The organism is Vreelandella titanicae BH1, assembly GCF_000336575.1.
GTDB classification, from domain to species: domain Bacteria; phylum Pseudomonadota; class Gammaproteobacteria; order Pseudomonadales; family Halomonadaceae; genus Vreelandella; species Vreelandella titanicae.
Genome location: NZ_AOPO01000001.1, coordinates 954445 through 968251, shown reverse-complemented (window position 1 = coordinate 968251; position 13807 = coordinate 954445). Strand labels below are relative to the sequence as shown.

The window sequence follows — 13807 nt, the reverse complement described above, 5'->3', positions numbered from 1 at the left end:
CTCGTAAACAGGTGAACGAAAAAAGCCCGCTATAGGAGCATAGCGGGCTTTGAACGGCAATGTGCAGCTTTAAGAGGCTTAGCCCTGGCCGTTACCGGTAGGCGTCAAGGTAATTTCTACCCGACGGTTTTGAGCACGGCCCTGCTCATTGTCGTTGCTGGCGACTGGCTGAGTAGCACCGTAACCAGAAGTATTCAGGCGCATGGATGAAACGCCGTTCTGAGACAAGTAGCTGGAGACGGCTTGGGCACGGCGCTCAGATAGACGCTGGTTATAGCTCGCGTCACCGGTACTATCGGTGTGGCCAGCGATACTAACGCGGGTATCCTGGTACTGAGAAAGTACGTTAGCAACTTCATTGAGTGAGCCACGCGCTTCACTAGTCAACTCAGCAGAGTCAAAGCCAAAGGTAACGCCGCTGGGCATATTGAGCACGATATCGTCGCCACGGCGATCGATTTCAATGCGTGACCCCTGTAGGTTTTCACGTAGCTGCTGCTCTTGGCGATCCATATAAACACCAATACCAGCGCCCGCTGCTGCGCCCACGGCAGCACCAATTAGTGCACGGTCACGACGGCTGGTGCTGCCATCACCAGACAGAGCGCCTGCAGCGGCCCCCACGGCGGCACCAATCCCGGTGCCCATAGCGGTGCTAGAGCGCTGCGTTTGGCCACCGTAAGGATCCGATGTAGCACAACCGGCCAGTAGAATAGCAGCCGCCAACGGTGTCAGTAGTCGAGAAATTCGCATCACTCACTCCTTGTAAGTCGTCAAGCTTGATGGTTCAAGTCTGTTATTTCAGAAAAAAATTTCTGTAGATTGCTGGTCAATCATCACTGATCAAAGCTAGCAACTCATTCAAGAATAATAGACCTTGAGGCGATGCACGCAGTTTTTCAGGCATTTGCATCAAAAGTCCTTTTTTCTCGGCAGATTGTAAACGCGTGAGTAACCTTGCAGGCGCTTCACCGGTGTTAGCTCTCCATGTTTCAAGCGACACCCCGTCGGTGAGACGTAAAGCGTTCATGGCAAACTCCAACGGTAGCTCATCCGTTTTTATCAGCTGTTTACCGGCGATAAAGCCACGCAGATCATCTACGCGCTTTAGGTAGGCGTCTGGCTGGCGAGTTTTCCAGCGCCGTTCAATGTGCCACTCTCCATTTGAGTCAATACGGCTAAGCTTGCCATGGGCACCAGCGCCAATCCCTAGGTAGTCACCAAACTGCCAGTAATTAAGGTTATGGCGACTCTGGTGACCGGCACTAGCGTAAGCCGAGATCTCGTAGCGTTTGAAGCCCGCCTGCTCTAGGAGCTGATGCCCTTTATCCTGAATATCCCAAAGCGCCTCTTCCTCTGGCAGTACCGGGGGGTGGGAGTGAAAGGCGGTATTCGGTTCAAGGGTCAACTGATACCAAGAGAGATGTTCAGGTGCCAATGCCAGCGCTTGGGCAATATCATCCATCGCCAATTGAGGCGTTTGATCAGGCAAACCGTGCATAAGGTCAATGTTAATGTTGGTAAAGCCTGCCTGGCGCGCCTGTGCTACCGCAGTAATCGCTTCATCACCGCTATGAATTCGCCCCAGCGCATGCAGTTGATCAGGCTGAAAACTTTGAATACCCAGCGAAAGACGGTTAATGCCTGCTTTCCGGTAACCAATGAAACGCTCTTGCTCCGTGGTACCTGGATTAGCCTCTAAGGTAATTTCTATCTCTTTAGAGAAGGGTAAACGGATCCGGATCTCTTTCAGTAATCGTTCATAAAATGCGGGGGACAGCAGGCTGGGAGTCCCACCGCCTATAAAGATGGTTTTAATTTCTCGACCAGCCGCCAGGTCAAGATCACTATCCAGGTCTTGTAACAGCGCATATAGATAGGCGGCTTCAGGTAAATCTCGCGGTGTAAAACCGTGTGTGCCCGGCTCATGAGAATTGAAATCACAGTACGGACATTTACGGACACACCAGGGCGTGTGGATATAGAGAGAGAGTGGCGGCAACGTATCAGCCATGCGCCACCTTCAGTAACTCCACTAACCCCTGCAACGCGCGACCACGATGGCTAAGGCGATTTTTACTTTCGCTGGGCAGCTCGGCGACGCTCATACCCTGATCAGGTAACCAGAAAAGCGGATCATAGCCAAACCCCTCCTTCCCTCGGGGATGAGCAAGAATTTCGCCTTCCCAACTCCGTTGCACAATGACCGGCACCGGATCCTTCGGATGGCGCAAATAAACCAGCACACACCAGTAACGTCCACTTCTCTGCCCTTCCGCACAGTCACTTAATGCGGCTAACAACGTTTGGTTATTTTTCTCGTCGCTTCTCGGCTCACCGCCATACCGAGCGGAATAGATACCGGGCGCACCATTGAGTGCGTCTACTTCAAGCCCAGAATCGTCAGCTAATGCAGGTAATCCACTGATGAGGCTCGCTTCACGCGCTTTTAACAGTGCATTTTCGACGAAGGTTAGCCCCGTCTCTTCCACATCCGTGACGCCAAAATCCGCCTGGGGGCGAACATCGAACCCCAAAGGTGAAAGTAACTGACTGAATTCTCTTAATTTTCCTGTATTGCCACTGGCAAGTACAAGGGTATTGACGGCGGCCATGGTATGTACTCCTAACAGTAGAACTGCAGTTTACGCGCTCACTGCTGGTATCAAAAGCCATCAAAATGTTACATAACGTATCTAATAATTAGGTAATTAATTTATTGCTTAATTAATAATAAACATTTGTTAAATAACAATATTTTCCATATTAATAAAAATATTGAAGAGATGAAAAATATTTTTACCATATATTTAATAACAAAACTTTACGAAACGTATCTTATGGTCAACACTTCAGTGGTTACCTGCTCACTCTTTCTTTCCACGAGGGCCACCCAATGTCGCAGGAAAAGTCTACCGGAACGGTGTATGTCGTTACCGAAAAAAGTCCCCAGGTTCAGTTGTTCGCTGAGTACTTGAACAAGCACACCGGCTGTCAAATTAGTATCCATTCTCCTCATACAGCATTACCTATTTCCGCATCGGGCAACTTGCTGATTCTCATTGACAGCGATCATATTGGCATTGATGCACTGCCAGAGTGGCAAGATAAGTTACCCGACACGTTAACTAAAACTCCTCTAGCGGCCTTCAATATTCATGATATGGATCACGCCCTTGAAGCACTTTCGTGCGCTCAGTTAAAAGGCGTTTTTTATCGCAATGAAAGCCTTGAGGTAATTTGTAAAGGCATCCACTCGCTGCTTGAAGGGGAGCTGTGGATGTCACGAGATTTAATGGCGCGTTTAATTCTGTTTTATCGCAAATACCAAAGTAATGCTTTCCGCCCAGCCTGCGGACTCACTAACCGGGAAATGGAAATTATTTCCCTACTTAGTGCTGGCTCTTCTAATCAACAAATTGCCGAAAAGCTGTTTGTTAGCGAACACACCGTTAAGTCACACCTATACAACATTTTTCGCAAAATTAACGTTCACAACCGCATTCAAGCGCTCAACTGGATTCATCAGAACCTGGGCCCGATTCTGCCCAATATTGAGACCGCACGCAGTCTTCAACGACATCGTTAGCGCTAATGCGCAAGGGTAACTGTCATGCCATCAATACGCCGTTTGAGCATCGGCTCTTTAACCATAGCGATGTGGATCATGTCGTCTTTAGTACTGGCCAACGAGCCAGTTCCTTCGGACGAAGCGTTGCCCGCTAACGAACAAGCGGCCATCGACGCGATTAATCAGCTCTCAAGCCCTGATGGGCCTGAAGTGCGCGGCAACGCTAACGGGGGAAGTGAGCTGACTGGCGTCATGGTAGACCGCACGATCACCATGGCCGGTAAAACCTTTTATCGTGCCTTTAGCCAACGGGCGATGGATAACCTGATTATTGGCAATGCCACCATCACCATTAAAGAGCGCCCAGATGCCCGATGGGGTAGCCAAATATGGGTAATGGAAGGCAATCGTATGTATTTCCGCACACAGCTCTCCCCAAGAATAAATGAAGCCGATAGGGCGGCTGGGGAAGCCGTGCAGACCGTCGAAAGAGCACTGATTGAACGGCAAATATCCGCAGCGGTATCTTCCGACCAAGACTTGGGGAAAGAGGAGTTATTCTAATGAAATCTATAAAAAATGGCTTAGTCGTAACCGGGTTGTCCGCTTTACTATGCGCAACATCCCAGGCTGGGGATTTAATCTACAAGCCACTTAATCCATCCTTTGGGGGCGACCCCTTTGTGGGCAGCTATTTGCTAGGGAAAGCGCAGGCGCAAGATACAAATAAAGATCCAAATACACGCAATTTTCAAAGCCTATCTTCAACTGAACGCTTGTTACAAAATTTGGAAAGTAGACTTATTTCCCAGCTAATTTCTGACGTCAGTCGTGGAGAGGTCAGTGAAGGAAGTTTTGATAGTGATGAGTTTGGGGTAGTGGTGAGTGATAATAGTGGGCAACTCGTCGTACGCGTTGTTGATAAAATAACTGGTGACGTTACAGAAATCAGTGTGGGTGGCCTATTCAATCCTTAAAAAATAGTTAAACAACAATTCCAAAGAAATTAAAAAAGACAAACCCAACCTGTTTCATCAGGGGAACACCATGAAAATTATTGTATCTATCATACTAGCCAGTTTACTCACTGGCTGTGCAGGTATGGTCGCGACGTCTGAAAACTTGGAAGGTGCACAACCAACTCTCACTCCAAGAGGCGCCACTTACCAAGATCTGGTCTCTTTACCGCCACCGGCAGGGCGCATTTTTGTTTCAGTTTATGACTTTCGTGATCAAACTGGCCAATATCGCCCAGCCCCCGCAAGCACGTTCTCGACCGCTGTTACCCAAGGTGCCGCAGCAATGCTGACCGGTGCATTGGCGGATTCTGGTTGGTTTATACCGCTTGAGCGTGTGGGGTTACAAAACCTGCTTACCGAGAGACGCATTATCCGCGCCGAATTCGAACGCTTTGGTCAGCCCGATACACTTCCGTCGCTGCGTGCTGCCTCAGTGATGTTGGAAGGAGGTATTATCGCTTATGAATCCAACGTACGCACAGGGGGAGCTGGCGCTGAATATTTCGGTATTGGCGCCTCAGGTCAATACCAAGTTGATCAGGTAACGGTCAATTTACGTGCGGTTGAAATATCCACCGGGGAAGTCTTGGCTAACGTAACCACTACAAAAACAATTTACTCTAAAGAGATGCGAGCAGGAGTTTATCGTTTTATCGATTTTCGTCGTCTACTCGAGGCTGAGGTAGGCCTTACCACGAATGAGCCTGTTCAGTTAGCGGTCATGTCAGCGATTGAATCTTCCGTAATTCACCTCATCGCAAGAGGTATTGAAAACCAACTTTGGAATTTAGCACCGGATACAAATATTCAAAATACTATTTTAAGTGAATATCTTAACGCCTCCATACCAATGCTTTAAACGTACTTTTATAAAACACTAAAAAAGCATTAGCGATATTGACTATAGCTGCTCATTGAGCAGCTTTTTTTATTCAAAAGCTACTGGCATTAGAAAAATGGTAAATCAAAAACCACAAACCTAAACAATTATTAAATATAAATTACTACAATAACAAACTAAGTCTTAATAAAAAATATGATAGAAATTATCTCAAATTAGTCCAAACTCAACCCATGAAACAAAAAGATACAATTAGTTTCAAAGGGACAATGTATGCAACTTTCAGACAGCTACAAAATTACAAAATGTAAAGCCAATAAGAACTGGCACTACTCTCTTGTAGCAGCCGTTCTTATGATAGTGGCAATTACTACAGCCGAAGCTAACGATAAATTTTCAACAAATTTAGTAGAAAGTTCACGAGTTTATCAATATGCAGCTCAAGTGGATAACTCAGTATTAGCAGGAAATGTTAGCATTATTCAACAACAAGGTTATAACAACCAAGCTAATGTAACCCAATCACGCTCTTCAAGTTATCAATTCGCAAACTTTTCACATATTAATCAACTTGGCAATAATAACCAAGCCAATATTACGCAAAGTAGTGGTGACAATGTTGGCGTGATTTGGCAAGTGGGTAACGACAACGCTGCCAATATTTCCCAACAAGGAAACAATTTATCCTTTAGGGCTGATATTCATCAATTAGGTATTAGCGGAGATATATCAATTTCACAATCGGGCAGTGGCCAACGCAGCATTAGCGTCGAACAACAAAGTTACTCGGGCAATGCACGACCGGTCGCTATCGATACCTACTGAGTCGCATTTAGCTTCTCAGTAACAACCAGCGCAAGACGATCAAACCAAGGGGAAACACCATGAAAACTCAAATCGCTACTCTCGCTGCCGCCATCGCACTAGTTAGCGCATTTTCAGCTTCTGCTGATCCGCGAGACTATCAAAACTCAACTACAACGCCAAGTGCGAACACTACAACTAAACCCGTGTTCGATGCGCAGCTGGGTATTCGCTCTGGATTAAATGGATTTGACCGTGATCCAACACGTACATCATTAATCCTTCAATCTGGTAACGGTAACGATGCTGAAACTACCCAAGGCGGTAGCAAACAATACTCACGCGTTGGGCAATTGGGTGATGATAACACTTCGTCGGTATACCAAACCGGCGCAAAGCATGAGTCAATTGTTTACCAAATTGGTACTAGCAATGATGCCTCTGTCGTGCAATCCGGTGGAGAGCTAAATGATTCTTATATACTGCAAGACGGCAGTCACAATACTGCAAATGTAAGACAAGTATTAAACTCTGATAAAAGTGACTCCATCATTGAGCAAACAGGTAATGGCAACTCAGCCGATGTTTACCAAACGCTCAGTACTGATGAAACTTGGAGTTTAATTAGCCAGAACGGTAATGACAACGATGCGAATGTAATCCAGGTTAATGCTGACTTAAGTGCATCTTACATTTATCAAGACGGCGTTGGTCATGTGGCGAATGTGGGTCAGTATGGTATGGAGAACGTATCTACTATCCGTCAGAATTCCACCGCCGCAGTAGCTACTCATGTGCAAGTTGGCAATAACAACTCCGCTATCTCTACTCAGTGGTAATAAATCGAGTTCATGTAAACCGCCCCTTAAGGGGCGGTTTTTTTATCACTGTAAGAATGCAAACATTAACGAATCATCAACGTCAATGTCCCCCCTGCCCCCTGAGTCGACGAACGCGACCGGTTACTGCCCTTTTGAATGTCCACCTCTAGCCGCTCATCGTCACTTAACAGCTTTACCGTGCCTTCGAGTTCTGTACCGGTAAAGGTGTATTCAGCAGGTACCGTCCCACTCTCTTCAACGTGTTCGGTGGTTTCGCCTTCATGGGTAATGCGCCAATGGGCGGAAAACGCAGCACCCGGCGAACCGCTCATGGTGATATGGATCTGGGTCATGTCCTGCTCCTGAGGCGACTGTGCAGCCAGCGGGAAACAGGCTAGCAGCCCCGCTGCGCAAATCACGTATCGCCAAGCCGTTGGTCGTGTCATGAGTGTAGCTCTCATCTAAGCCAAGAGCCGCTCCAGGTGAGCGGCTCTTGCAGTATAGCGGGCTTTTAGTTACCTGCCGTTACATAACTGCGAAGGCTTTTTCTGCGGCATCCAGGGTGAACTGAATATCTTCCGGAGTATGAGCGCTGGACATAAAGCCAGCTTCGTAAGCTGATGGCGCCAAGTAAACGCCGTGATCAAGCATCGCGCCAAAGAAGCGGCGGAAGGCATCCGGGTTACAGGCGGTGGCTTGGGCAAAGTTATCCACACGGCTTTGAGAGGTGAAGAAAAGTCCAAACATACCGCCCGCCGACTGCGTCATCATCGGCACCCGTGCGGCATTGGCACGCTCCTGAAGGCCCGCACAAAGGGTGTTAACCCGCTGGGTAAGCGCATCGTGGAAGCCCGGTACCTGTAGTTTGGTTAGCAGTGCCACACCTGCAGCCATCGCCAACGGGTTACCCGACAATGTGCCCGCTTGGTAAACCGGCCCCAGGGGGGAGATGTTTTGCATTATCTCGCGCTTGCCACCAAAGGCGCCCACCGGCATGCCGCCACCGACAATTTTTCCCAAGCAGGTTAGATCAGGCACTATACCGTAGTGGGCTTGGGCACCGCCCAATGCCACTCGAAAACCAGTCATCACTTCGTCAAAAATCAGCACGCTGCCATACTCGTTACATACTCGGCGCAGCGTTTCCAAAAAGCCCGGTTGAGGCGGAATACAATTCATATTGCCGGCAACGGGTTCAACAATGATGCAGGCAATCTGATCGCCAATTTCGCTAAAACACGCTTCAACCCCTTCAGGGTCGTTAAACGACAGGGTAATAGTGTGTTCAGCCAGCGACGTGGGCACGCCCGGTGAGCTGGGTTCGCCGTGGGTAAGCGCGCCAGAGCCCGCCTTAACCAGCAGTGAATCAGAGTGGCCGTGGTAGTTACCCTCGAACTTAACGATCTTATCGCGGCCGGTGGTACCTCGCGCCAGGCGAATCGCCGACATGGTGGCTTCGGTGCCCGAGCTGGTCATACGCACCATATCCATGGAGGGGATCATCTCGCAGATCAAATCCGCCATGGTGGTTTCGACTGCGGTAGGGGTACCAAAGGACAGGCCGTTGTCTAATCGCGCCCGTACGGCTGCCAATACGTCTTGGTCGGCATGCCCAGTGATCATGGGCCCCCAGGAGCCGACATAATCCACGTAGCGATTGCCTTCGACGTCAAACAGAAAGGCACCTTGAGCACGCTCCATAAAGACCGGCGGGCGGTGCAACCCTTTAAACGCCCGGACGGGTGAGTTTACTCCGCCCGGTATATGGCGACTGGCAAGATCGAACAGTTCAGCTGATGTAGTCATGGCATCCTCTCGGTCAATGGCGTACAGAAGATAGGATCAAAAACGGGCAGCCCGTGAAAAACGATGTGGCAAACACTGGCCGCTGGGCGGTTGAAAGCCTTGAGACAAACTTTGCCAAGTAAAGTGCTGAGCCTGCTCACAAGCTGTTGGTAAGCGCTCACCAACAGCGAGACGAGCAGCTAGAGACGATGCCAGCGTGCAGCCAGAACCATGGAACAATTCAGGCAAACGTGGCCACTGCCACTGGCGAGTAGTATCAGGCGAGTGCAGGGTGTGCACCACCTGTTGGTCGTTGCCGGGCAGCGGCTCATCCGTGGCAGTGACCAGAATGGCTTGGCACCCCTGTGACATCAGTGCCACCGCACGGGCCGTATCATCGAAAGGAGTGATGATGTCGGGCGTAAGCTGAGCCAACTCAGCGCGATTCGGGGTTAAGATATCCACAAGCGGTAACAAGCGATCAATAAACAATTGTCGCAAAGCAGGTGTGGATAACTCAGTTCCGCCACCGGCCTTAAAGACCGGATCGGCCACCACGGGAATGCCTGGAAAACGACGAATAATTTGCTCCGCTGCGCGCAGGGTGTCTTCGTCAGCGAGTAGGCCAATCTTAATCGCCGCGACCTGCATCTCACTAATTGCCTCGGCCATTTGGCGCATCGCGGTCGGCTCAGCAGGGATCACGCGGGTCACATTATGACAATTCTGTACCGTCAGCGCAGTGGGGATCGTTACCGCCCAACCACCACAGGCCGCAATGGCTTCACTGTCAGCGATCAACCCAGCGCCACCAGTCGGATCATGTCCGGCGAGTACCAACACCACGGGGGGAAGCGGTTGGCGCATCAAAAGGGCTTCACAACGGCAAGCAGAATAATCGCCACGAGCGCAATCACCGGCGCCTCATTAAACCAGCGAAAAAACACATGGCCTTTGGTACAACGATCCTGGGCAAACTGCTTCAAATAGATCAAACAAACGTGATGATAGGCGATAAGCAGAACCACTAGCGCCAGCTTGGCATGCATCCAGCCCTGGCTAAACCATTCGGGCACCAGATAGAGCATCCAGCCACCAAAAATGAGTACCGCAATCATCGATGGGGTCATGATGCCACGGTAGAGCTTACGCTCCATGGTTTTGAAATAGCTGATGGCCTGTTCGTCGCCGTTATCCCGCGCAGTGGCGTGATACACATACAGGCGGGGTAAATAGAACAGCGCAGCGAACCACGTCACTACGGCCATTAAGTGAATGGCCTTTACCCATAGGTACATTGTCGCTCCTTAAAGTGATGAGTCCTTCTTACGGGTATCATTCTCTCGTACTTCATTGTCACGAAGGTCGGCACCACGGGGGTCAGTGTAGTGATAATAACGTTCGATGGCGCCACGGGTGATAATACCTGAAATACGCCGCTGCTTTGGGCGATAGCCATGAACGACGTAGAGCGCCCCCAGAGCGTTATCCTGCAGTTTTAGAAACGCTTCGGAAAGCGTCGCCTGTAAACCAATCGGCGCCAGCTCCAGGCGCTGTCCTGGGATTTCCAGTAAGTCGATCAGTTCATCCGTAGGCGGTTCTTCCCCCTGCAACGCCTCATCGTGTTCGAGCAGCCAACGCGCCAATTCAGCGGCTTTTAGCGCCAGCACTGGTTTTTCCTCTGTTGACCGCTCAATCACTAACCACACTGGGTTCTTCTCTAATAAAAGCCGCGCTTGATCAGGGGTGATCATTCGCTCGGTGCGCACCAGTTGACGCTCCATCACCGCAGGCACCGAAACCCGTGAGAGTGCCTGCATCAATGGCTGCTGAAGCGGGTGCAGCCCGTAGCGCACCGTGCTAATAAAGAAACCTTCACAGCCGGTCAATTGACGCGAGGTTAAGCACGCCACCACCACCGCCAGCATGCCGGGAAGCATGATACTCGGCGTATGGGTTAACTCCAAAAGCGCCATTAGGGCAGCAAGAGGCGCTTGTAACACCGCCCCCATCATTGCGGCCATGCCTAGCATCGCGTAAATACCAGGATCCGCGGCTTTATCAGACCAAAGCCAGCCTCCCAGTAAACCAAACAGTGCACCTGTGGCAGCACCTATGACCAACACCGGGCCGATAATACCGATGGGTACACCGCCAGCGACAGTTAGCGATGTAAGCAATAGTTTGACGATCATCAGCGCCAGCAGCACTTTAATTTCCAGCTGGTTATTGAGCGCCGCCGCCACGCTGTCATAACCGATGCCCTGAACCTGGGGGAACCACCAAGCCACCGCGCCAGTTGCCACACCCACCAAGCCAAGGCGCATCCAGAGCGGCCACAGCATAATCCGCTGGTTGCGTGAAATATGAATAAACAGCCCCGCTAACAGACCAATCACCAGCCCGGTAACCACAATCCACGGCAAGTTGATCAGTGAACCTAGTGCTATCTCGGGGATACGAAAAGCGGGTTCATTGCCATAAGCCAACTGTGCTACCAGCGCACCCATGGTAGAGGCCAAAATCACGGGCATAAAGCTCACCAAGGTGTACTCCATCATCACCACTTCCATGGCAAAGATGACACCCGCGATAGGCGTGTTAAAAGAAGCGGAAATAGCTGCTGCGGTACCGCACGCCACCAGTACCCTGAGACTATTATTGGGCAAACGCATCTGTTGGCCTAGTCCACTGGCCGCCGCCGCGCCCAAATGAATCGCCGGGCCCTCGCGCCCAGCAGAGAGCCCGCCCAATACCACCACAACACCTACCCACCACTGATTTAACCAATTGCGTAACGGAAAACGGCCCTGATGATAGGTAAGCCGCTCAATTACATGGCCAACGCCCAGCTTGCGCGCTGCCGGTTTTTGCCGGTACAGCAGCACACCCACAAGGGTAACCGCCAACATAGGTAGCAGCGCACGCAGCCAGGGCACCATGCTTTCAAACGCTTCTGGGTCGCCATCGGTCATGTAGAGCGCGGCGCCCGCTTCCAATAGCAGCCGAAACGCCACCATCACAGCGCCGGTAATAACCCCCGAGACAAGGCCCAGCAAACAGAGTTGCGGAAGGGCGTCGACATTGGCCAACTGGCGACGAAAACTCTCTAAGGTAAAATCCGATCGGGAAAAACGCGCCACAGCGACCTTCCTTACTCTTGTATCTTTACACTCTTGTGTATCATAGCTGGATACGCTTAAACAGCTTGGTGTCCTATGCTTAAGCTAATAGCGAATTTGGTTTTCTACTCAGCAGCATCCGTAAGGAGTGATTTGTGATTAAGGTCGGCATTGTTGGCGGTACAGGTTACACCGGCGTTGAACTACTGCGGCTACTCGCCCAGCACCCCCAAGTCAACGTAGCCATGATTACCTCGCGCTCGGAAACCGGCGTCAAGGTGTGCGATATGTACCCCAACCTGCGCGGCCATTACGACACCTTGGCGTTTAGCGAGCCGGACGCCAAACAGCTGGGCGACATGGATGCGGTATTTTTTGCCACACCCCATGGCGTTGCCCATGCCCTAGCCGGTGAGCTACTCGAAAACGGCACTCGGGTGATTGATCTATCGGCCGATTTCCGGCTGCGCGATGCTGACGAGTGGAGCCGCTGGTACGGCCAGGCCCACGGTGCCCCGGAATTGTTGCAAGAGGCAGTATACGGGCTGCCGGAAATGCACCGAGAGAAAATCAAAAACGCACGTTTAATTGCGGTTCCCGGTTGCTACCCCACCAGCGTTCAGTTGGGCTACCTGCCGCTTCTGGAAGCGGGTTTGATCGACCCAAGCCAACTCATTGCTGACTGCAAATCCGGCGTTACCGGCGCAGGCCGTGGCGCTAAAGTGGGTTCACTGCTTGCCGAAGCCAGCGAGTCGATGAAGGCCTACGGCGCTTCGGGCCACCGCCACCTGCCGGAAATTAGCCAAGGACTTAGGGATATCCAGCAATCCACAGTGGGTTTAACCTTTGTGCCCCACCTAACGCCGATGATTCGCGGCATTCACTCCACACTCTACGGCCAGCTAACCGCTGAGCCGGGCGACCTGCAGACACTCTTTGAGCAGCGCTACGCCGACGAACCCTTTGTCGATGTGATGCCCGCGGGGAGCCACCCTGAAACGCGCAGTGTCAAAGGCATCAACACCTGCCGCTTGGCAGTGCACCGGCCGGGCAATGGCAACACCGTCGTCGTGCTCTCAGTGATCGATAACCTGGTCAAAGGCGCTTCAGGCCAAGCAATCCAAAACCTCAACTTAATGTTTGGCTTTGACGAGAACACAGGACTCACCGCCCCTGCGCTGATGCCTTGAACCAGATACCAGTATGCAGAGGGTACTTCAAAAGGTTTCTTTACCAAGGCAGTTAACGTGGTGCGAGGGCAGGTTGGAGCGAGGGTCTTTCGACATGGATGTCGAAAGTAGCGCCCATGGACGGGTTCACAGCGCCCTCGCGCAAACCTATCCTCGCCACCGAGGGGATCGGTAGCTAACCTAGACGTTCCTAACTAATTCCCAGCAATAGTTGACCAATTTGCTGGGAATTACCCATAATCATCCCCCAATGCCGATTTATTCGTTCTTAAAGCTCGCGGGAGGTACCCATGAGCGGTGCAGAAGCCTTTGTTCCTACTCCACTACTGCTCTCTGATAGCGCACGAAAACGTATTAATGCGCTGATTGCAGAAGAAAATAACCCATCCCTTAAACTGCGGGTCTATGTAACTGGTGGCGGCTGTTCAGGTTTTCAGTACGGTTTCGACTTTGCCGAAAACGTCGCCGACGATGACACCGTAATAGAGTTCGGTAACGCAGCCCTAGTGGTTGACCCCCTCTCCTACCAATACTTGGTAGGCTCCACCGTCGACTACGAAGAGGGCCTGGCGGGCGCACGTTTTCGCGTTCAAAATCCTAATGCCACCACCACCTGCGGCTGCGGCGCCTCCTTTATGGTCTAAACAGCGTTGG

The 13807-nt window shown here is 51.0% G+C and carries 16 protein-coding genes; 8 read left to right on the top strand and 8 right to left on the bottom strand.

The annotated features are described in order from the left end of the window. Positions 1 to 78: 78 nt before the first annotated feature. From HALTITAN_RS04300 to rdgB, 3 genes are all read right to left on the bottom strand, one after another. Positions 79 to 753, bottom strand: coding sequence for a YiaD family glycine zipper/OmpA-like lipoprotein (locus HALTITAN_RS04300; protein ID WP_027958496.1), 675 nt, complete (start codon positions 751 to 753; stop codon positions 79 to 81). Between the two features lie 76 nt (positions 754 to 829). Next, positions 830 to 2014, bottom strand: coding sequence for a radical SAM family heme chaperone HemW (gene hemW, locus HALTITAN_RS04295; protein WP_009286355.1), 1185 nt, complete (start codon positions 2012 to 2014; stop codon positions 830 to 832). Continuing rightward, positions 2007 to 2615, bottom strand: coding sequence for an RdgB/HAM1 family non-canonical purine NTP pyrophosphatase (rdgB, locus tag HALTITAN_RS04290; RefSeq protein ID WP_009286354.1), 609 nt, complete (start codon positions 2613 to 2615; stop codon positions 2007 to 2009). The genes hemW and rdgB overlap by 8 nt, the downstream gene beginning before the upstream one ends. Positions 2616 to 2896: 281 nt before the next feature. Between rdgB and HALTITAN_RS04285 the strand changes: the two genes are divergently transcribed. The 6 genes from HALTITAN_RS04285 to HALTITAN_RS04260 all read left to right on the top strand — a co-directional run bounded on the left by HALTITAN_RS04285 (position 2897) and on the right by HALTITAN_RS04260 (position 7074). After that, the gene (locus tag HALTITAN_RS04285; protein ID WP_027958498.1) at positions 2897 to 3589 is read left to right on the top strand and encodes a response regulator transcription factor; all 693 of its coding nucleotides are present in this window, start codon (positions 2897 to 2899) and stop codon (positions 3587 to 3589) included. Between the two features lie 24 nt (positions 3590 to 3613). Next, on the top strand, positions 3614 to 4135 hold the full coding sequence (locus HALTITAN_RS04280) for a CsgE family curli-type amyloid fiber assembly protein (RefSeq protein WP_039857848.1): 522 nt from the start codon (positions 3614 to 3616) through the stop codon (positions 4133 to 4135). Beyond that, the gene (locus HALTITAN_RS04275; protein ID WP_051051829.1) at positions 4135 to 4548 is read left to right on the top strand and encodes a curli assembly protein CsgF; all 414 of its coding nucleotides are present in this window, start codon (positions 4135 to 4137) and stop codon (positions 4546 to 4548) included. Before HALTITAN_RS04280 ends, HALTITAN_RS04275 begins: the two co-directional genes overlap by 1 nt. 70 nt (positions 4549 to 4618) lie before the next feature. Next, entirely contained in the window at positions 4619 to 5449 is an 831-nt protein-coding gene (locus HALTITAN_RS04270; RefSeq protein ID WP_009286353.1) for a CsgG/HfaB family protein, read from the top strand. A 255-nt stretch (positions 5450 to 5704) separates the two neighbouring features. Then, positions 5705 to 6256 carry a hypothetical protein gene (locus HALTITAN_RS04265; protein WP_051051827.1) on the top strand — a complete coding sequence of 184 codons (552 nt, stop codon included), beginning with the start codon at positions 5705 to 5707 and terminating at the stop codon, positions 6254 to 6256. A gap of 59 nt (positions 6257 to 6315) precedes the next feature. Continuing rightward, positions 6316 to 7074: a hypothetical protein gene (locus HALTITAN_RS04260; protein ID WP_009286352.1), complete on the top strand. Its 759-nt coding sequence runs from the start codon at positions 6316 to 6318 to the stop codon at positions 7072 to 7074. A 65-nt stretch (positions 7075 to 7139) separates the two neighbouring features. Here the strand turns inward: HALTITAN_RS04260 and HALTITAN_RS04255 are convergent, their stop codons facing one another. The 5 genes from HALTITAN_RS04255 to HALTITAN_RS04235 all read right to left on the bottom strand — a co-directional run bounded on the left by HALTITAN_RS04255 (position 7140) and on the right by HALTITAN_RS04235 (position 11984). Then, positions 7140 to 7502, bottom strand: coding sequence for a hypothetical protein (locus HALTITAN_RS04255; protein WP_051051824.1), 363 nt, complete (start codon positions 7500 to 7502; stop codon positions 7140 to 7142). A 79-nt stretch (positions 7503 to 7581) separates the two neighbouring features. Beyond that, positions 7582 to 8862, bottom strand: coding sequence for a glutamate-1-semialdehyde 2,1-aminomutase (gene hemL, locus HALTITAN_RS04250; RefSeq protein WP_009286351.1), 1281 nt, complete (start codon positions 8860 to 8862; stop codon positions 7582 to 7584). Between the two features lie 36 nt (positions 8863 to 8898). Next, complete coding sequence (gene thiD, locus HALTITAN_RS04245; protein WP_022521042.1) at positions 8899 to 9708, bottom strand: bifunctional hydroxymethylpyrimidine kinase/phosphomethylpyrimidine kinase; 810 nt, start codon at positions 9706 to 9708, stop codon at positions 8899 to 8901. Continuing rightward, entirely contained in the window at positions 9708 to 10139 is a 432-nt protein-coding gene (hemJ, locus tag HALTITAN_RS04240; protein ID WP_022521043.1) for a protoporphyrinogen oxidase HemJ, read from the bottom strand. Before hemJ ends, thiD begins: the two co-directional genes overlap by 1 nt. Before the next feature lie 9 nt (positions 10140 to 10148). Beyond that, positions 10149 to 11984: a chloride channel protein gene (locus HALTITAN_RS04235; protein WP_009286349.1), complete on the bottom strand. Its 1836-nt coding sequence runs from the start codon at positions 11982 to 11984 to the stop codon at positions 10149 to 10151. 134 nt (positions 11985 to 12118) lie between these two features. On the opposite strand from HALTITAN_RS04235, the gene argC reads away from it, so the two are divergent. Further along, positions 12119 to 13153 carry an N-acetyl-gamma-glutamyl-phosphate reductase gene (argC, locus tag HALTITAN_RS04230; RefSeq protein ID WP_009286348.1) on the top strand — a complete coding sequence of 345 codons (1035 nt, stop codon included), beginning with the start codon at positions 12119 to 12121 and terminating at the stop codon, positions 13151 to 13153. A gap of 290 nt (positions 13154 to 13443) precedes the next feature. Then, entirely contained in the window at positions 13444 to 13797 is a 354-nt protein-coding gene (gene erpA / locus HALTITAN_RS04225; RefSeq protein WP_007112206.1) for an iron-sulfur cluster insertion protein ErpA, read from the top strand. The last annotated feature ends 10 nt before the right edge of the window (positions 13798 to 13807 follow it).